Below are 19,364 nucleotides of genomic sequence, written 5' to 3'. Positions count from 1 at the left end.
TAGTTACATTAAAACTTGCCGTTCTGATTCTGCCAGGTATCCTTGTCCGCAAGTGTCTCCATAACATCCCAGTGCTCAGCAATAAAACCGTTTTCTACACGGAAAAGATCATAGTAAGTTGTCGGTACTCCACCAAACGTTCCTTCACTGCAGGCAAGGCCATAATCACCATCAGCAAGAACCATATGTGTCTTATTATAGACCATTGTAATGCCCTGCTCTGCCATAGCGGCAAGTGCAGCCCCAAGTCCTGAAAGACCATCTGCTATCGCTGTGTTGTGCTGGATATACTTATCTCCATCATAGTAAGAAGTAAGCTTATCAGGATTCTCTCCGCGAAGCACATCTCCTACAAATCCTGCAACTACCTTACGAGTCTCTTCTTTATCAGCATCTTTCTTTTCTAGTGTTCCATCGATCTGGGTATGTCCGGACGGATTCGGCTCTACCTTTGCTGCCAGGTTGTCCCAATGCTCTGCAATCTTGCCATCTGTATCGAAGCGGAACACATCAAATCCAACCTGCTCTCCTGCTCCTGCGAAATTGTAAACCGTCTGAAGGAACACCTTGTCTCCGTCCTCGAAAGCTCGGATATTATTGACTGTTGTTTTTACCGGTGCCTGAGCGAGGCCTGCAACAGCAGCTACGAATGCATCAGCGCCTGTACCGAATGCCAGATTATGCTGGATATAACCGGGTGCCAGAAGCTCCTTCGCTTTCTCTGTATCTCCGGTTGTAAAAGTATTGATAAGTGCCAGTGCCTTTTCTTTGTTTGTCATGATCAGATCCTCCTGTAAATCTTTAATTTGGTTTTGATGTAACCGTTGCGATTTCATCTGATGATGGTAATATAACGCGCTTTTGATGTAATGTCAATAGTTACAACAAATTATTTTTCAGAATTTTTCAGAAGCGATCCATATCATCCTGAGATGCCAAGGTGCTGTACGCTCCCTGGTTCTCATCGCTCTGCATTTCCGTGTACATATCATTGATGGTTCCGATCGTCAGAAGATGCATCTGCTTTGCCACATCAAAAACAATGCTGGCCTGCTGCCGGTCAGCGGCAGCGCCATAGACTTCAGCGGATGGTTCGTTATCTGCATATAAAAGATAATAAGCCCCATAACACTAACAGCACCTGGTTCTATGTCCAGATATTTCAACATATCCAAGACTGTCGAGAAAATCGTATGTTCTTATCTCTCTCGGCAGTCTGCTATCTACACTATACGGTCGTCCGTTAAATAACTCCATTTTCAAAAAGCTCCTTTATTTCAGGGTGCGGGAAATGTGCCTAATCGAATATAATAAGCTGTTTATCAGCATCCACTGTTGCATATGTCCCAAAGGGAATGATACATCTCGGAGCGGCATGTCCAATATTTATAATGAACAGAACAGGTAACTCTGGAGAAGCAATTGTCTTGACCAGTAGATTCTTGTATTCATCTGCGTATGTTTCATCCATAGGCTTTCCAACAAGCACACCAGATACAACATCAAAAACACCATATTTCTTCAGAGCAAGAAGCATTTTTTCATACATTTCAGGTGACGGTTTCTCTTCACTGCTTTCCAAAAGAAGGATCCTTCCTCTCCAATCATCAAGTGTCGGGAACAGTTCATATTTTTTGCATAGATCAATACTGTCACTATATCGATCATTACATAAAAGCAACTTGCTGTTGCCTCGGAGTCTCATACTTTTCAACATAATCAGAGCGGAGGCAACTCCCTCCGCCCTGAACATTCACGTTTATCCGAAGATCTGACCCGGCAGTTTCAGTTTTTCCTTAGGTGGAAAATCCTTATCGAACTTTTCCACGTCCTCATCATTCACATAGTATCCCTGCGGAGTCTGATACACCCCGGTAATCCCATCAAGATATCCGGGAATCAGTTCCTTACAGAGAAAGAATGACGCATCTGCATCCGCTGGCAAATCATGATACCGAATGCCAAACTTACTGGCATAGTCAAAACCGCTTTTGCCATAGAAGCCGATGTTTCCTTCAAACAGAACCGCACCAAATCTCATTTCTGTGGCTTTTTCCAAGGAATAGTCCAACAACGTCTTTCCATACCCTTGACGCTTCAGCTCTGGTGTAATGCCAATCGGTCCCATCGTCAGAACATCTATTACCCTTCCATCATCGGCCTCGATAATCGTCTTCATGAACATATTCTGTCCGATCAGACTGCCATCCTGCTCCATGACGAAATCAAGTTCCTGAATAAATGCCGGATCATCTCTAAGCACATGGATCACATAATGCTCGCTGCATCCCGGCTTGTATACGTTCCAGAATGACTCCCTGACAAGGTTTTCAACTGCTCTGTAATCGTTCTTTTCTTCCAAACGAATTGTGTAGTCATTTTTATTCAATGTTTTTTACCTCCTGAAAACTTGTGACCAAAAGTTGCTTTTCAGCGGGAGGCTTGTTCGATTGTCAGCAAACCTCCCGGTTAGCCCACAATCTCCAGTGTGTTGTACTTTTTCAAACAGCACTCTCCTTAATATAATTTTTTCGCCTTAGCGGCAAGGACATCATAACATATATCGTCAGTTCCCTCACATGTTTTACCATCCTATCCGTGGAAGAAAACGGCGTTATCTTGCATCTTTATCCCTGTTTACCGTTTTTCCATTTTATCCTGTAATATATAAACGCTAACACCAGACATAAAACAGCTATTATGAAAAACCACAATGCTATCGTAACGGCTGTCTGCTCATATACTTTAAGAAAAAAATATGGTCCGTCAATGATCCTCAAAACATTTAACATCAGGCATACGATACCATAAAAAAGAGTGGCACAAACAGGGTACAGTATTATCCTTAGCGAGAGCCTCTCTGTCTTTTCCAAGAACAAAAGGGAAACCACAGACAGTATCGGTGCAATCAGATGATTGATGGGTGCCACATTCTGGAAAAAATAGTAGTCTACGCCACCTTCCGGAGCGAGCACAAATGCCGCAATAAGAAAAGTCACTGTAAGCCCAACAGCTGAGACAAAATGTAAGATCGTAACTAACTCAGGTATCATCCTGCCATTATAACAGTATATGACAACCAGGGCTGATACGATCAACTGCAAAACATTACTGTCCACTGTATACCACTTGAATAATCCGAATTTAAAGCTATATAGGTCATAGATGAATGCTATAAACTCAAGCACAATTAAAATAATATTTACTATTACTGCCTTTTTTTCGATAAATTCCACACCAGGACTCATCATTATCACATTATCAAAAGCCTCATAAGCAGGCTGCGGAATACCGTCAGCGGCTGAAACACAGGCGCTAACGGTATCATGCTCCAACAATCGTTATGTTTTGTTCAGTCTTTTTTGTATACCGTTTTACCCATAAACACAGTTTCAAGCACCTTGATATCCTGAATATTTTCCACAGGAACGGATTCGATGTCACTGTCCAAAACGACCAGCTCCGCAGATTTTCCAACCTCGATAGAGCCTGTGATATTTTCAAGATGCGCCTGATATGCAGGATTGATCGTATGAGCCTGAAGAGCTTCCTTAAGGCTGACACATTCCTCCGGCAAGGCAGCCGGAACATCCTTGAACAGCTCATAAGTCGGATCTCTCCTGACATGTCTTCTCGTCATAGCCACCTGGATACCCGTAATACCATAGGAGGGACTGACAAAGAAATCCGATCCGTAAGCACATACTACACCATTGTCGATCAGTGACTTACTGGGATATGTATTTCTGACGACATCTTCGCCCCAGTCAGCGACCATGATTGGTTCTTCGGTAGGATTATCATTGAACCATGCCGGCTGATTGCTGGCGATGATATGGCTCCTGCCCATACGAACCCTGTCCGGCGGATCAATAAACGTGCAATGCGCTATTATATTTCTGATATTGGGGTCCGGATACAGCTTCTGCGCGTTCTCATAGCAGTCGATCACTTTGTGGATAGCATAGCTTCCCATGGCATGAGAATGTATGTTGAAGCCTTCTTTGTTGGCTAACGCCATGGACTCCTTCAGATGCTCTTCATCCCATAAAAGCGGTTCTCTTGTGCCCGGCTTATGGTTTACCGAAGTGTCCGCATAAAGCTCGATCATTGAAAACTGACCATCCACAAAGTATTTTACCGTATTTACGGTAAACAGGTCTCCAACATCAAACTTCGTGCGGTTTGCAAGAGCCCTTTCCATGTCTTCCTGCCTTGTCGCATCGTTGACATTATGAACACCAGAAACTCTGGTGGTAAATTCTCCGTTTTTTGCCATTTCCGTCAGAACCGGATAAGATGCACCCTGCTGACAGTCACACATCAGTGTAAACCCGGTTGAGTTAAACATGTCAAAGCACTGCTTCAGAGAAGCCCTGTGTTCCTCCGGTGAAAAATCATAATTTGGAATACTGTCAATTATGGGAAGAAAGGTAACAGGCTCCTTTATATATCCGCTGGGGCTTCCGTCTGCTTCCTTTACGATCAGCCCGTTATGATCATCAGTATCCTTATTGACACCGGCGGCTTCAAGTGCCTTTGTATTTAAGAGGACCCTGTGTCCACAGTACGACATCAGAACAGCCGGTTTATCCGGTACGACCACGTCAATATCATGTCTGGTGAACGGTCTCACGATACCCTGGAGCCCTCCTGAAAACCATGTTCTGTCCCATCCAAGTCCCCTGATCACCTTGGCATCCTTTTGTTCCTCGACATAAGCTCTCAATATGTCCTGAAGCCTCTTTATCACACCCTCGGGAGTGTCCTTTTTGGGATCCGGTACAATAGAACTGAAACTGCATGTTGCGAATTTTTTTGCGGCATGAGCAAGATGCATATGTGCATCTCCAAGACCGGGGATGACGCTCTTTCCGTTACAGTCAATAACTTCAGTGCTTTCTCCGATCCACTCCTTTACTCCCGCCTCGTCACCAACATACACAAATTTCCCGTCCTTGATGGCAACCGCCTGTGCATGTGTTTCCGTTCCATCCAATGCAATGGAATATACTTTTGCGTTTCTGTAAACCCTGTCTGCAGTCTGAGACATTTTTTGCTACCTCTCTTTTTAAATTTATTATGTTGGGTTCAAAAGTACCTTTTGACCCTGACATCATGTTTATAGTAAAGGAACGATCTCCGTCAAAGATAAAAGTATTTGGTGAGCGGATATATGTTGTCCCAATCTATGATTTTGATCACGGATTCCTTTTCCGGATGGATGTTGAATTCATCAAATACCATTACTTTCCTGTTCTCCCTATCATAGAGCGGCCATTCATACGCCTTCCCGTCCGGAGATATGTCCGCAGAAAGTGACGGATTTCCTGTCTTTGCAAACTGAACCCACATCTTCCTCATCGTCTTTGAAAAGGTCTCGTCATATGCCCTGCCTGTAAAGACAGTTTCCTCCGGATGCTTAAGTACGGATGCAAGCTCGGTTGCATGTCCGCACTTCATATACGGTAAAGAGGATTCCGGTGTGAAATAATAGGTATATGACTTACCGCCTGCCTTTGTCTGCTCCTCAGACAATCTGATATGCGTTGCATTAAACCACAACTGGCTGAACAGACGACTGCCTTTTTCGTAGTTTTCTCCCTCCACGCTATCACAGAAGCTTTCGATCCGTTCTTTATCTTCGGCAGGGAGCCCGTCAATCCTTCTCGTCTTACGGTCAGCAAACCACATTTCGAACAGCTCAGGACCCATAAGATGGACAAAATAATTCATTTCATCCTTGTTGCAGCCATGAAGTATTTCGATATCCTTTACAGCGCCATTCGCATACGCCTCATACGGGTCAAGCGGCAGATAATTCCCGTCTCTTTCCGGACCTATCCGCAGTCCTGTCACCGCCGACACCGTCAAGAGCTTTTCCGCATCAACCTTATTCAGATCAGCTACGGTTTTACAGCCGAGTATCTCCATCACTTCATTTGTACAGCCGATGGCTTCTTCCGTAGATACTGTTATTGAAGGACCACCGCTCTGGGCGATGACCCGCCTGATATATTTGTGGGAACCCTCGACAAGAGGAAGCATAGTAACGCTTCCCGCACCGGCAGATTCACCGAAGATCGTTACATTATCGGGATCGCCGCCAAAGCCTTCGATGTTCTCATGGATCCACTTAAGCGCCATCATCTGATCCATGGGGCCTAAATTCTGTGCATCCGGATAGTCACTGCCATCAGGCAGATGGGACAGGTGAATGTAGCCGAAAACACCTACCCTGTAAGCAATGGAAACAAAGATCACATCCGGGTTTTCCTTAACAAGATTGTGCATGTCATACAGCGGATCGGCTGTTCCGCCCATTGCATAACCGCCGCCATGTATCCATACCATAACCGGTTTTTTCAAGGCAATTTCATCCTCTGCCTTCCATATATTCAGGTAAAGGCAATCTTCACTCTGGTAATAAAGCGAACCGCCCTCGCTTATATCTTCCCCCTGGCGTGGACTTTTTGCATTGTAGTATGCCTCATATATGCCATCATCCGGTAAATATTCCATGGGAGCTTTCCAGCGAAGCTCTCCGACAGGCGGCCTGCCTGTAAAAGGGATACCCTTATATGCAATGATATTTTCGGATTTTCTGCCTACAAATGTGCCGTTTATGCACTTCACGGCAAGTGACTTGTCATAATTACCGTCAGTTATCTTTCTGTTCTCACCATACCCGGCTCTTACCTTCTTTTTTGCATCATCAAGAGCTTTTTGTTTCTCTTCTGTCAGAGCCGGTGTCATCAGATCCTTAACCTCATTCATTTTTTTGTTTCCCTCTTTTCACTTCAGTTCACTTTCTCTCCGCAGATGAACACCTCTGATGGCTTGTTATGGCTTAAGCCCTCATGCTCTGCTGTAAAAAGATCATTATCAAACACAAGGAATTCCGCATCTTTGCCGGCCTCGATGGATCCCTTGCTATCCTCGATACCAAGCTGTTTTGCTCCGTTTATGGTATATCCGAGTATCATTTCTTCTATGCTCATCTGCTCGGCTGCAGGCGGATATGCCTCCTTAGTCCTGCTGTGTTCCAGAGCTTTTGTCTTATCGGTGATGTGGCGGGTCATTCCTACTTCCATACCAAGATAAGGGCTCCAGTTATCGCCGAAGAATACCTCATCGCTTGAGAAAGTAACGGTAGCTCCGCTGTCCCAAAGGCTCTTACAGCGGTACATGGAAAGTGCCCTCTTCTCCCCAAGCAGCTCACACCATGCCCTAAAAGGCTCTCCGCCCATATTTCCTGCATGCCACCACGGTGTGTAATCGGCGAAGACCCCAAGCTTTGCAAAGCGGTTAATATCCGCATCATCCTGAATCTCCAGATGGGCACAGGTGACCTTCACATGATAGTCATCTCCCAGATTCCGTCTGGCAATTTCCACACCGTCCAGTATCGTACGCGACGCACGCTCACCTACGGCATGTACGTGAAGATCCAGCCCTGCCTCGTTAAGGAGTTTTAACAGTTCTGCAATTCCCTCTTTATCAAAGGTTGTAGCTCCCACTGCGCCGGTATCCTCATATGGTGTTACAAGTGCGGCAGTTTGTATCTTTAAAGTACCATCCATAAAGATTTTTAATGTATGAACCTTTAAGTGCTCCGTATTAAACTCACGGCGAAAACGCTTTGTCTCTTCCACTGCCTCCTTCATCTTTTCAGGCCTTGTGAGAACATAGCATCCGTCCACATATACCGGGAGCTTTCCTTTTTTATCAAGGTCTCTTAAGTACGCATAAACACGTTCGTGAAGCTCGTTATGCTCCGGAAATCCCGCATCAAAGACACAGCTTACTCCAAATTTTACGGAGTCCTTTATCCAGCGGGTGAGGGCCGCTTCTATCTGCTCATCAGTAAGATTCTTCAAATGATCAAAAAGTAACCGCCAGCCTGCGGCTTCATATACATTTCCGGTAACATGACCGTCTTTACGCACATAATAGCTGAGCCCCGGAACTATATCCGGCGTTTCGTCCGTTATATGATGCTTCTCTAAGATCCTTGAGTTCACCCAGACGCTGTGCGCTTCCGATTCCATTATAAGCAGCTCATTGTCCGGGCATATTGCATCGAGTTCTTCCTTTACAATAGTCTCACCGTTTAAGAGATCACGTTCCAACTCGAATCTGTACCGGTCAAGTCCGGGATTCTTTTTCACATATTCAGCCATGAAGTCCATGGCTTCCTTCTTGTTTGTACATTCGACATATACTCCAAAATCCGTATACTCAAATCCAACACCCAGACTCACATGGACGTGACTGTCAATGATACCCGGAATGATAAGTTTTCCGTTAAGATCCGTAACCTCACCCTCATAATCGGCAAGACCTGCCTCATCTCCCACATAGACGAATTTTCCGTCCTTCACTGCAAGAGCTGCTGCCTGCGGCATATCTTTATTTGATGTGAAGATTTTTGCATTTTTGATGATCCTGTCTGCTTTCATACTTTTTCCTTAAATCCTCCGTCATTTCACCATATAGTCCAATAATCCTTTAACATCTGCTATTCTGCGTATTAAGTATTAGCAGCAGATTTACCGATATTACCCGTAAATCGACAATACCGCATAATCAGCTATTGTCTGTAATGCGGTATTGTCGTTCATTCTTTTTAAGCGTGAGTGTAGACCCACTCTCCGCCCACCATGGTTCCAAGCACGGGCGAATCCTGGATATGCTCCGAATCGCACTTGGTAATATCATCACCAAGTACCACCAAATCTGCTTCCTTCCCGACAGTAATACTGCCCAGCCTGTCATCACAAAGCATCTGATAAGCCTCATTAATGGTAGTCGCTTCAATCATCTGTTCTATAGTAACGCGCTCACCCGCATTATGCAGTGTATCCGGACGGCCGGGAAGCTGACGTATCACACCCTTCTGTATGCCTGTAAGCGGATAGGCCGGATTGGTGACAGGATAATCACTGGCAGAGGTTACCGTAACTCCGGCATCAAAGAAGGCCTTCATCGGAAGCTGGTTTTCAGCACGTTCTTCACCAAGAACAGCTACCATCATTTCAAAATATTCCGGTTCGAAATCAAACCAGTGGGGATCTGTAGAAGCTATAACGTTTAGTTTAGCCATACGGGGTATATCCGCCCTGTCTACCACCTGAAGATGGGTTATGGCATCCCTGTAATCGTGAGGTCCTGTCTGCTCCAATGCTTTCTCTATGGCATCCAGAGCCATGCAGAGTGCCCCGTCTCCTATGGCATGAGCGTGTACCGTAAATCCCAGCTCGTGAGATTTTTTGTATATTTTAATAAGGGTTTCCATGTCAAAGCGAAGCTGCCCATGATGCTGATGCTCGACAGACCACGGATCTGTGTAAGGCTGCTTCATATATGCTGTTGAAGGTGTCCCCGGCATCGTACCGTCTATCTGTATCTTGATATTGCTAACCTCGAACATGCGCCCCCTGGTCTTCTTTCTAAGCTCTGCCGCATGTTCTATCTCTGCCATCGTATCATGACCTTCCGCCTGAAATACCTGATAAGCGGCATAGACATGCATTTTAAGCTTTCCTTCCATATCAAGCTCATGGCAGGCAAGTGCGGCATTGTCTGTAGTATCCCAGTTGATGATGGGTTCAAGGATCAGGGTCTCTCCATGAGCCAGATATTCCTCCTGATAGTGCAGGAATCCCTCCTTATACTGCTCTACCGAGAACACGGTAAGCTCCTTTAGCAGATCCATGGCACCTTCACGGAAATAACCGGTGGGATTTCCCTTATCATCACGGGTGATTATTCCATCACTTATATCCGGCGTGTTCCTGTCGATCCCCAGTCGTTCCATTGCGGCATGATTTACCCAATAAGAATGATGACCTATATCCGCAAGAACGATCGGTTTATCTGTCAAACCGTTAAGCAGATCCGCAGTGGGACCGTTTGGCCCCATATCCGGTGTAGGTATGAAGCCTGAGCCCTGAATAACATCCAGCTCCGGATGCTCCCGGATGAACTTCTTTATAGCAGCAAGATGTTCCTGTAAGGTACCCATGGGATTCAGATGTACAAAGAAAAGCGCTTCCGTTCCTCCGGGTGCGATATGACCGTGTCCCTCTCCGAATCCCGGAAGAATGATACCTTTATCATACCGGATCTCCTCCGTATACTTGTCAATATATTCCTTCACGCCTTCTTCGTCTCCCACATAGACGAACTTTCCGTCAGAAATCGCAAGTGCCGCAGCCTTGGGCTTTTTCTTATCAACTGTGTAGATATTACCGTAGATGACCTTATTTGCCTTCATTATCTGTATCTCCTCGTATTGTTAATTTACTTTCTTTCCCACAAAATACACATCCGTCGGTTTGTTATAGCTGAAGCCATCATGCTTGGCAGTAAGCAGGTCAGTATCAAAAATAAGGAAATCAGCATCCTTACCCTTTTCAATAGAGCCCTTGCTGTCTTCTATACCAAGCTGCTTTGCTCCGTTTATCGTATATCCGAGTATCATTTCTTCTATACTCATTTGCTCATCGGCGGAAGGATTTGCTCTGACGGTCCAGTCTGTTTCGGCGGCTCTGGTCTTCTCGTTTATCCACCTTGTCATGCCGACCTCCATGCCAAGGTACGGACTCCAGTTGTTAAAATCACCATAGTGGATATCATCGCTGGACCATGTAACATTGGCACCGGTCTTCCAGACCGATTTGCAGCGGTACATCTTACCCGCACGCTCCTCACCAAGCAGCTTACACCATGTCTTATAAGGATCTCCGCCCATGTTTCCCGCATGCCACCAGGGCGTATAATTGGCGTTAACACCTAACTTTGCGAAACGGTCAATATCCGCGTCATCCTGAATCTCAAGATGTGCACAGGTGACTTTCACATGGTACTTATCCCCGAGCTCCTTCTTAGCCATCTCCACACCGTCAAGTACATTACGGGATGCGCCCTCACCTACAGTGTGCAGATGAAGGTCAAGTCCTGCCTCATTAAGCTGAATAAGAAGCTCTGCGATCTGATCCTTATTGAAAGCAGCCGTTCCCTTGTCCCCGGTATCTTCATAAGGTGTCACAAGTGCTGCCGTTTCAATCTTTAAGGTACCGTCATTGAAAATCTTTAAGGTGTGCACCTTAAGGTGTTTCGTATTAAATTCACTGTTAAAGCTCTTAAGCTTTTTTATCGCCTCCGGCACCTGGCGGGGCTGTGTGATCACATAGCAGCCGTCTATATAAACGGGAAGCTCTCCTTCCTCATCAAATTTTTTTAATCGTCTGTAAACCCTCTCATGAAAATCATTGCATTCCGGAATACCGGCATCAAAGACACCCACGACCCCTGCATTGACAGAAAAATCGAACCAACGCTTTAAGGCGGCATCTATCTGTTCATCTGTCAGTTTTTCCGCACCATCGATCAGAAAGCGGGTTTCCGCAGCCGCTTCAAATATATTTCCTGTTATATGTCCATCCTTACGCACATAGTAACTAAGTCCCGGCACGGGATCGATGATATCATCCGTAATGCCATGACGCTTAAGAAGCTTTGAATTTGCCCATATGCTGTGTGCCTCACCCTCTAAGATCATAATCTCACTGTCGGCACAGACAGCATCAAGATCTTCCTTTGTAATCTCTTCACCGTGCAGAAAAACACGCTCCAGAAGGAAATTGTAGCTCTCCCTGCCCGGATAGTTCTTAATATGATCGGATATAAAGTCAAGTGCTTCCTTTTTGCTGTCACACACGATATACTCACCCATATCCTTATACTCAAATCCGACGGGCATGGTAACATGCACATGGCTGTCGATGATTCCCGGCATTATGAATTTCCCGTCAAGATCCGTCACCTCGCCCTCATAATCCGAAAGACCGGCATCATCGCCGACATAAACAAATTTGCCATCCTTTACCGCAAGGGCTGTAGCCCGCAGGGTTTTCGTGTTCGATGTAAAGATTTTTGCGTTTCTTATGATTATGTCTGCCTTCATAGCGCCTCCTTTTATTAAGCCAAAAAATATACAGTCATTGTACTTAAATAAATGTTAAAAATCCGTTAAAACATAAAAGTGATGAGGGTGCATTAACAGTCTTAAGTTATTAAGACTGTTAATGCACCCTCACCAAAACCAAAAAGAGGTTATCTATTTGCCTGGTTTTAACAGATTGTTTCCATGCGCCCAGTCATACTGGGACATATAAGCACCATAATAAAGATTCACGGCACCCGGCTTTCCGTCAAGATAGTCAAAATAGTCACACCGTACCTTTTTTCTGTCGATTCCCAGCACTCCCCATCCCTGGATCAGAATATCTGCCTCACCTATGTCTGATAATGTCTTTAAGAGGTCCTTCTTTGCGACACGTATATAAGAGTCGGAACTGTCCCGGAATATGACATTACAGATTTCAGTGACCGGACAGAGAACACCGGCCTTGTTTATCAGATAGGCCAAAAGCTCTTTCGAACGTTTTGTAAAGGATACGACAGGCTCTCTGTTATAAAACACTTCAAAATCACCAAAGCACTGGATAAACAATCCCTTCCCTATGTTCCCTTTAAGGGCATTATGCCGAAGCTGCGATAATGCATGCTCTATCTTTTCTACCGTAACAGGCTTTATAAGATAGTCACTGGCTCCCAATTCGAAGGCTTTGTGAGCGTACTCGCTGTATCCAGTGGTAAAAACTATGTCGCACCCGGGATATGCTGTTTTAATGCACCTTGCCAGGTCAACGCCTGTCATGGTTCCTATCGCTATATCCAGAAATGCAATATCAATCACCCCTAAAGGTAAGGCAGCAAGCGTATCATCGGCATTATCAAAAGCCACTATCTCAGCTTCCGGCAGAGCCTCATGAACACGTTTGGTCAATTGCCTTAACAGGATGGGTTCATCTTCTACAACAAGTATTCTCATTCTCCATGCCTTTCATTTATTTGGGAATCCTTATGGTTACCTTTGTCCCTTTGCCCGGAGTGCTCTCGATAGTAAGACTTCCACCTACCATTTCCCGGATCCGGTATCGGGAATTTTCTATTCCCAGATGCTTTCTCCCGTTATCCTCATGCACTGCAGCATCAAATCCGGTTCCGTCGTCAGCTATCGATACAATATAGTGCTCACCCGTTTCAAACGAACCGATCCTCACAGTCCCTCCATCTTTTTTCTTACAGACACCATGTTTTATTGCATTTTCAACCATAGGCTGGACCGAAAGCGCCGGAACAAGGAAAGAAGTGCAGTTTATATCGAATTCAATGTTCAGTTTGTTTGGAAAACGAAGCTTTTCAAGCCATACATAAGTTTTAATGTGATTCAATTCTTCCGAAAAAGAAACAGGCTCGCTTTTATCGGCAAAATCAATATTCTCACGCAGATACTCCGAGAATTCACTTATGGCTCTGGCGGCAAGCCCCGGATCTTCCTCACACAAGGCTTCGATGACAGCCAAAGAATTATAAAGGAAATGGGGCTGAATCTGAGAAATCATGGCTGAGACCTGAAGTTGAACCTGTTCCTTTTCGTATCTTAGATTATCCTTCTCAAGTTCATCATTTACGTTAAAAAACATAAGGCAGACCGGCATCATAAACACAACTGTCGCCAGACCCCACACCGATACATACTTGTTTAAAATGTCCAAATTCAGGGACAGCATGGAAAATAGTACGGGAGAAAAGATACAGCATATAAAAGAAAGTTTCCGGGTTCTGCTCAATTTGGAAAGCAGGGTAGCAACCGACAATGATATCAGACAAAACAGATCCAGAAGGATGCTGATATAATCCTCAATGTCATCGGAATAAATACCCCCGTCAGTTACAAGAAAAAGGACCGGCCTGAATATGTTGACGAGGATGGCAGCGAAATAAATGATAACCCCGACAGAGATCAGCACGGTAACCATGCGCGTTACGGCTGTTTCCTCAAGAAATCTCTTCTGATAGAGCCATAAGGTCAGAAAAAAGGTCATGGAAAAAAAATAATCTATGCCCGTAAGAACTGCGATAAAACGGCTATGCTCCGGCATCCCGTAAACACTGCCTGTAAGTGCCGAAAAGAAGACCGCAATAAAAAGATTAAAAAGAAAGAGGGTAAAATAGCCCATTGCTCCGATGCGGCTATCCTTAAAGCACAGATATCCTGACAGAAATGTCAAAAAAACGAGACTGATAAGATCGACGATCCTTACCATGTACATTGAGTCTCTGAAAATGTCATTTCTCACCGATACTGCAATGGCAAAAAACGTTAAAAGGAACATGAGCGCGGACACAAGCAAACAGAATGTCTTATTATCGATCTTTATCATCCTCATCTTCTTTTCCTTTGACACATACCTTCCGGATTTATACTATATTTACGTAAAAATGACAGTTCTTTACTGCTGCGAAAGACAGAGGCTGTTTTCTTCGTCCTCTATAAACTCCACCTTTATGCTTGCAATTCTCCCTGCGCCGATCCTTTGGTTACGATAGTCCCCTCTTCAAGGATCTCCTTATTCAAACGATGCTTCAGGAATGACTTTTTATTCAGAAATTTTTTTATGTTATTATCCGTTTTCATCTTTTCTCTACTATCCACGGCTTATATCACCACTTCCTTATTGGCCTTGAGTATAGCACAGAGATGCTGATTTTCCCACAAACATTCACGATTCCTAATGGGAAAATCCACGTGTCAATAATGTTCATATATATCTTTATTATGGTCGGATTTATGGTCTATATGAAGTGGCTTTTCGTTGTGTCCTAGGCTTACACGGTACTTTAAGCCGGGAAGATCTTTATTTATAACGATCTTTCGTTCATGTTTTTGTTGATTTATCGTTATTATTCGTTCATTATTATGTTATTATCTGTCATTATTCGCTCATTAAAATGTTACAATACATTGACCTTTCGTTCATTTAAATGTAGTATCTATATAATGGTTAATTTTAATGTACGTATTAATGAGGTCATAGATGAAGCGAAATATATATTCAAAACTATTAGATTGGAAAAACTCTCATGATAGAAAGCCTTTGATTTTAGATGGTGCAAGACAAGTTGGAAAGACATGGATTCTTAAAGAATTTGGTGCGAACGAATACAAAAATGTTGCATATATAAACTGTGATAAAACAATAGAAATGAAATCACTCTTTTATGATTATGATATACAACGTCTTATCCGTTCTTTTTCATCCATTACCAAAGAGACAATACTTCCTGAAACTACGCTCATAATACTTGATGAAGTACAGGAGTCTCCTCTTGCTTTAACTTCACTCAAATATTTCGCAGAAGATGCACCTGAGTATCACATAATCGTTGCGGGGAGTCTGCTTGGTATTAAGCTACATTCCGGCACTGGATATCCTGTGGGCAAGGTCGAGGAATTAAAACTATATCCTATGACCTTTCTTGAATTTCTGGAAGCTTCCGGAAATAATGGGTTACTGGAACAGATAAAAAGTCATAATTGGGAAGAACTGGCCCCCATGTCACAGAAACTAACTGATCTACTCCGTCAGTATTATTATGTTGGCGGAATGCCTGAAATTGTAAATAACTATTTTACTAAACAAGATCTTAAGGAAGTACGTAAGCTGCAAAATAGAATCCTTTCAGATTATGAAAGGGATTTTTCAAAACATGTTCCTGAAGATATACTTCCAAAGGTTGTGATGGTTTGGAATTCAATACCTTCACAATTAGCTAAAGAAAATAAAAAGTTTATATATGGTGCATTAAAACATGGTGCAAGAGCAAAAGAATTTGAGAATGCCATTCAATGGTTAATAAATGCCGGTCTTCTACATAAGATAGTCCGCACGAACAAGATACAACGTCCACTTAAATTTTACGAAGACACTGGAGCTTTCAAGCTTTTTATCTCTGATCTTGGCTTGCTTGGTGCAATGGCTGATGTAACATCCAAGGAGATACTCACTGGAATTAATTATTTTTCTGAATACAAGGGAGCTTTTACAGAACAATTTGTTGCACAGGAACTTACAGCGCTTGATTTAAAGATTTATTACTATTCAAAGGAAAACTCACCGCTTGAAATTGATTTTATAGTACAGAAGGATGAAATATATCCAATAGAAGTAAAAGCAGAAGAAAACCTTAAATCCAAGAGCCTTCGAACAGTGTTTGAAGAAAACCAAAGCCTCAAACCATGCCGTTTTTCGATGTCAGGATTTAGAAAACAAGAATGGATGGTAAACGTGCCTCTTTATCTTTCACAAGAGTGGATTAATTCTGTAGATTAACAATTTAACTCACTAATACCCACGGCTTAAGTGAGTATTAGTGAGTTTTTTGTCAAAATCACTTGTTTAAGATCATATTCAGATAATCATCCAAACACTCTTCCAGTATCCTTTCTGCATCCAGATCTCCGAACCCGTGATAGAACTCTTCGGTAACGCCTCCGGCAATAGCTCCGAAGGTATCTGTATCACAATTAAGGCTAATGACATTTCTCATGAAGCTTTCATAATCTGTGCTTTCAAAGAAGCATCTCATGGTCGCCGGAACTGCAAAGAAGTACCGTGTATCATTAAGAAAGACTTAAATACGTAATGATTATAAAATGATGCACGGTATCAATGTCTCGGTTCTAAACTTTCTCGTACATATCCTTCGAGTCCCCGAATCAATTATCTCCCCGGAATCCGCATTCACATAATCTACATGAACGTTTTCTACTTCTTTTCCGGAAAATACTGCGTACATGCCTCCACACATGTAAAAAGTCACTATTCCTAATGTTTCCGCAAAATCAAGCTCCTTGTTCTTTGTGGTAACAGTAAAGTTTGTAAAATCCTCATTAGCTTCGATCTTTGTGATATTCGGATACTCTTCCGAACCTACCATCTCTTGGAGAGATGTGTTTATTGAATCCCTGATTCCTGAAAGAAGCTCCTCGTGCTGTGCCTTGTTCATCACAGAGGTCAATGGATAATATAAAAAGCTTTCTGAAATCGAATGGATAAAAGTATCTGATATGTTGATAAGTCTGACTGTGGTCTATCCCACATACCCTTTTACAAATAAATGGGCGTACCTCATACCTGCCTATAGGTAGGTGTAAGGTGCGCCCTTGGTTTCTGTGAGAAATAATTGCCCTTTCAGTTTGTTTAAAGCATATAGTATTTGTTCAGGCAGATGGTTCTGTCCCAATCGACGATCTTGACCTCAGACTCCTTTGCCGGATGGATATCGAACTCGTCAAGAACCATCACTTTCTTGTCCTTCAGGTCGTAGAGCGGCCAATCCTTAGCTTTGCCATCGGGTGAGATGTCGGCACTGAGTGATGGATTTCCGGTTCTGGCGAACTGCACCCACATCTTACGCATGGTCTTTGAGAAAGTCTCGTCATACTGTCTTCCTTCGATCTGCTCAGGGTGTGCGAATACGATTGGCACCTCTTCGAAATGGGCACTTTTTCGTATCGGATCAGAAGACTCTACCCTATAGAAATATGTGTAGGATTTGCCGCCGCCCATAGTCTGGCTCTCTGACATTTTGATGGCACCCTCGATAAACCAGCTGTGTCCGAACAGACGGCTGTCGGGCTCCCAGTCCTCAGTGGTTCCTTCCTTACAAAAGCTTTCCAGCTTTGCTCTTTCTTCATCCGTCAGCATATGGGCATACTTCCTTGTCTTACGGTCAGAGGCCCATGCCTTAAAGCCTTCCACAGTCCAGTCTGCCACGAAGCAGTTCATCTCATCCTTGTTGCAGCCCTGAAGGAAGGTAATGTCTTTGGCGATGCCATTGGCATATGCCTCCCAGGGGTCCAAAGGCAGGATGCGTCCGTCTCTGACAGGGAACAGACGCAGTGGAATCGTCTCGGCTGTCGTATCCACCAGCGTCCGGGCATCTACCTTCAGCAAATCGGCAACGGTATTGCAGCCGAGGGCTTTCATCAGATCATTTGTGGCAGCAATGCTCTCCTCCACGGAATTCGTCTGCGATGGAGCACCGCTTTGTGCGATGACCTTTTGGAAATACTGCTGGGAACCGGGGATGAGTGGCTGCATGGTTACGCTTCCGGCACCTGCCGACTCGCCCCAGATGGTCACGTTATCGGGATCGCCTCCAAAGGCGGCTATGTTTTCATGAACCCATTTTATCGCCATCTTCTGATCCAGCAGCCCCAGGTTCTGTGAGTCAGGATAGTCCTTGCCGTCTGGAAGGTGTGAAAGATTCAGGAAACCAAGTGGACCCAGTCTGTAGGCGACGGTAACGAAGATGACATCGGGATTCTCTTTTGCCAGATTGAAGCAATCAAACAGCTCAATACCTGTTCCGCCGGCTGCAAAAGCACCTCCGTGAACCCATACCATTACAGGTTTTTTTTCTGTTTGATCATCGTCGCTCTTCCATACGTTCAGATACAGACAGTCTTCGCCCTGGTTATCGCTGATGGATTTATCCTGAACAGCGAGTTTTGCAAAATGCAAGGCTTCATATACGCCGTCGTCCAGAGCAAACTCCACCGGTGCTTTCCAACGCAGGTTGCCCACAGGCTGCTCAGCTACAAAAGGAATGCCTTTGTAGGCGATGATATTCTCCGTCTTCTGACCGACGAATGTTCCGTTGCTGCATTTGACGGCCAACGACATGTCATAATTCCCATCTTTGAGCTTTTGGTTTGTCATTATAGTTCTCCTTCCTTTTTATAAAAAACACACTATCTATCGTTTTAAGTGGATAATTAAACATTATTACGAGACTTACATATAGGCTTTCACAGTCCGGTTTAAAAATTTGTCATTTTCAACAAAAACCAAACTATAGTATTAATATCGGATAGAATTTAGTAAATATTAGCATAGTGAGCAACTACATCCAGCTTAATATTTCTTCCGTCTGTAAATGGCTTACGTAAGGGATGAGCCTAAGGCACCATCAACCCGGCCATTATGTTAATAAAAAAGCGGTTAAAATCCGAATTGTACCGAATTTTAACCGCTTATGTTTATATAAAGATGATATAGTACATGTTTTCCTTATCATCGGTTTTCAGAGGGTTACCGGCAGATCAGGAGTCTGCCGGCTAGAGTAATGTGAAAGAAAGTAAAGGATAGCCAAAAAACAAGCATACTTAAACAAGCTATCCAAAGAATAGCTTTTATTAAAAAAATAGATTATTGAGATTAATGTTATGAAGCTATATTAGATTCCTTGATTATTCCCTCAGCAATCAAAAGCTTCATTGCTTGTTTGATAGCCTTCTCTTTCTGCTTTTCCTTGAGGGTTCCAGGCATATCAATTTTATAAAGATCGGTTGGGTTCCATACTTCGCCCGTAGATAACATATGATAGGCAGCTGTAAGGATCATCCTGGCGATTGCGATGATGGCACGTTTCTTACCACGACG

Annotated in this window: 15 protein-coding genes and 1 pseudogene; 1 reads left to right on the top strand and 15 read right to left on the bottom strand. The window is 43.8% G+C overall.

Annotation, left to right across the window (positions count from 1 at the left end; all coding sequences use genetic code 11):
- Positions 1–8 precede the first annotated feature (8 nt).
- The 11 genes from G625_RS0103830 to G625_RS20960 form a co-directional block, all read right to left on the bottom strand.
- A complete protein-coding gene (locus tag G625_RS0103830; RefSeq protein WP_029200050.1) occupies positions 9–779 on the bottom strand; it encodes a nuclear transport factor 2 family protein in 771 nt (256 codons plus the stop codon).
- A 518-nt stretch (positions 780–1,297) separates the two neighbouring features.
- Positions 1,298–1,705 carry a hypothetical protein gene (locus G625_RS0103820; protein ID WP_330364960.1) on the bottom strand — a complete coding sequence of 136 codons (408 nt, stop codon included), beginning with the start codon at positions 1,703–1,705 and terminating at the stop codon, positions 1,298–1,300.
- Between the two features lie 54 nt (positions 1,706–1,759).
- The gene (locus G625_RS0103815; protein ID WP_029200048.1) at positions 1,760–2,389 is read right to left on the bottom strand and encodes a GNAT family N-acetyltransferase; all 630 of its coding nucleotides are present in this window, start codon (positions 2,387–2,389) and stop codon (positions 1,760–1,762) included.
- Between the two features lie 238 nt (positions 2,390–2,627).
- Complete coding sequence (locus G625_RS20970; RefSeq protein ID WP_198014851.1) at positions 2,628–3,236, bottom strand: hypothetical protein; 609 nt, start codon at positions 3,234–3,236, stop codon at positions 2,628–2,630.
- Between the two features lie 116 nt (positions 3,237–3,352).
- A complete protein-coding gene (locus G625_RS0103805; protein WP_029200047.1) occupies positions 3,353–5,053 on the bottom strand; it encodes an amidohydrolase in 1,701 nt (566 codons plus the stop codon).
- 92 nt (positions 5,054–5,145) lie between these two features.
- The gene (locus tag G625_RS20965; RefSeq protein ID WP_049895674.1) at positions 5,146–6,777 is read right to left on the bottom strand and encodes a carboxylesterase/lipase family protein; all 1,632 of its coding nucleotides are present in this window, start codon (positions 6,775–6,777) and stop codon (positions 5,146–5,148) included.
- A 23-nt stretch (positions 6,778–6,800) separates the two neighbouring features.
- Positions 6,801–8,462, bottom strand: coding sequence for an amidohydrolase (locus tag G625_RS0103795; RefSeq protein WP_029200046.1), 1,662 nt, complete (start codon positions 8,460–8,462; stop codon positions 6,801–6,803).
- A gap of 167 nt (positions 8,463–8,629) precedes the next feature.
- Positions 8,630–10,279 (bottom strand): amidohydrolase, encoded by a 1,650-nt coding sequence (locus G625_RS18220; RefSeq protein WP_049895672.1) that lies wholly within the window; start codon positions 10,277–10,279, stop codon positions 8,630–8,632.
- 21 nt (positions 10,280–10,300) lie between these two features.
- Entirely contained in the window at positions 10,301–11,971 is a 1,671-nt protein-coding gene (locus G625_RS0103785; RefSeq protein ID WP_029200045.1) for an amidohydrolase, read from the bottom strand.
- Positions 11,972–12,124: 153 nt separating this feature from the next.
- A complete protein-coding gene (locus G625_RS0103780; protein WP_029200044.1) occupies positions 12,125–12,901 on the bottom strand; it encodes a response regulator in 777 nt (258 codons plus the stop codon).
- A gap of 16 nt (positions 12,902–12,917) precedes the next feature.
- Entirely contained in the window at positions 12,918–14,303 is a 1,386-nt protein-coding gene (locus G625_RS20960) for a sensor histidine kinase (RefSeq protein ID WP_198014850.1), read from the bottom strand.
- Positions 14,304–14,951: 648 nt separating this feature from the next.
- Here G625_RS20960 and G625_RS0103765 point away from each other — a divergent pair.
- Positions 14,952–16,247 (top strand): ATP-binding protein, encoded by a 1,296-nt coding sequence (locus G625_RS0103765; protein WP_029200043.1) that lies wholly within the window; start codon positions 14,952–14,954, stop codon positions 16,245–16,247.
- Positions 16,248–16,305: 58 nt separating this feature from the next.
- Here G625_RS0103765 and G625_RS0103760 read toward each other — a convergent pair whose 3' ends face one another.
- From G625_RS0103760 to G625_RS18205, 4 genes and pseudogenes are all read right to left on the bottom strand, one after another.
- Positions 16,306–16,464: a hypothetical protein gene (locus G625_RS0103760; RefSeq protein ID WP_156885018.1), complete on the bottom strand. Its 159-nt coding sequence runs from the start codon at positions 16,462–16,464 to the stop codon at positions 16,306–16,308.
- Between the two features lie 99 nt (positions 16,465–16,563).
- Complete coding sequence (locus G625_RS0103755; protein ID WP_029200041.1) at positions 16,564–16,923, bottom strand: hypothetical protein; 360 nt, start codon at positions 16,921–16,923, stop codon at positions 16,564–16,566.
- A 194-nt stretch (positions 16,924–17,117) separates the two neighbouring features.
- Positions 17,118–18,641: a carboxylesterase/lipase family protein gene (locus G625_RS20955; protein ID WP_049895667.1), complete on the bottom strand. Its 1,524-nt coding sequence runs from the start codon at positions 18,639–18,641 to the stop codon at positions 17,118–17,120.
- 504 nt (positions 18,642–19,145) lie between these two features.
- Positions 19,146–19,364: pseudogene (locus G625_RS18205) on the bottom strand (IS110 family transposase); the annotation flags it as partial.

Source organism: Oribacterium sp. NK2B42 (genome assembly GCF_000424445.1).
In the GTDB taxonomy this organism is placed as follows: domain Bacteria; phylum Bacillota; class Clostridia; order Lachnospirales; family Lachnospiraceae; genus Oribacterium.
Note: the sequence above shows the minus strand (reverse complement) of the source record. Positions and strands in the feature narration are given on the sequence as shown.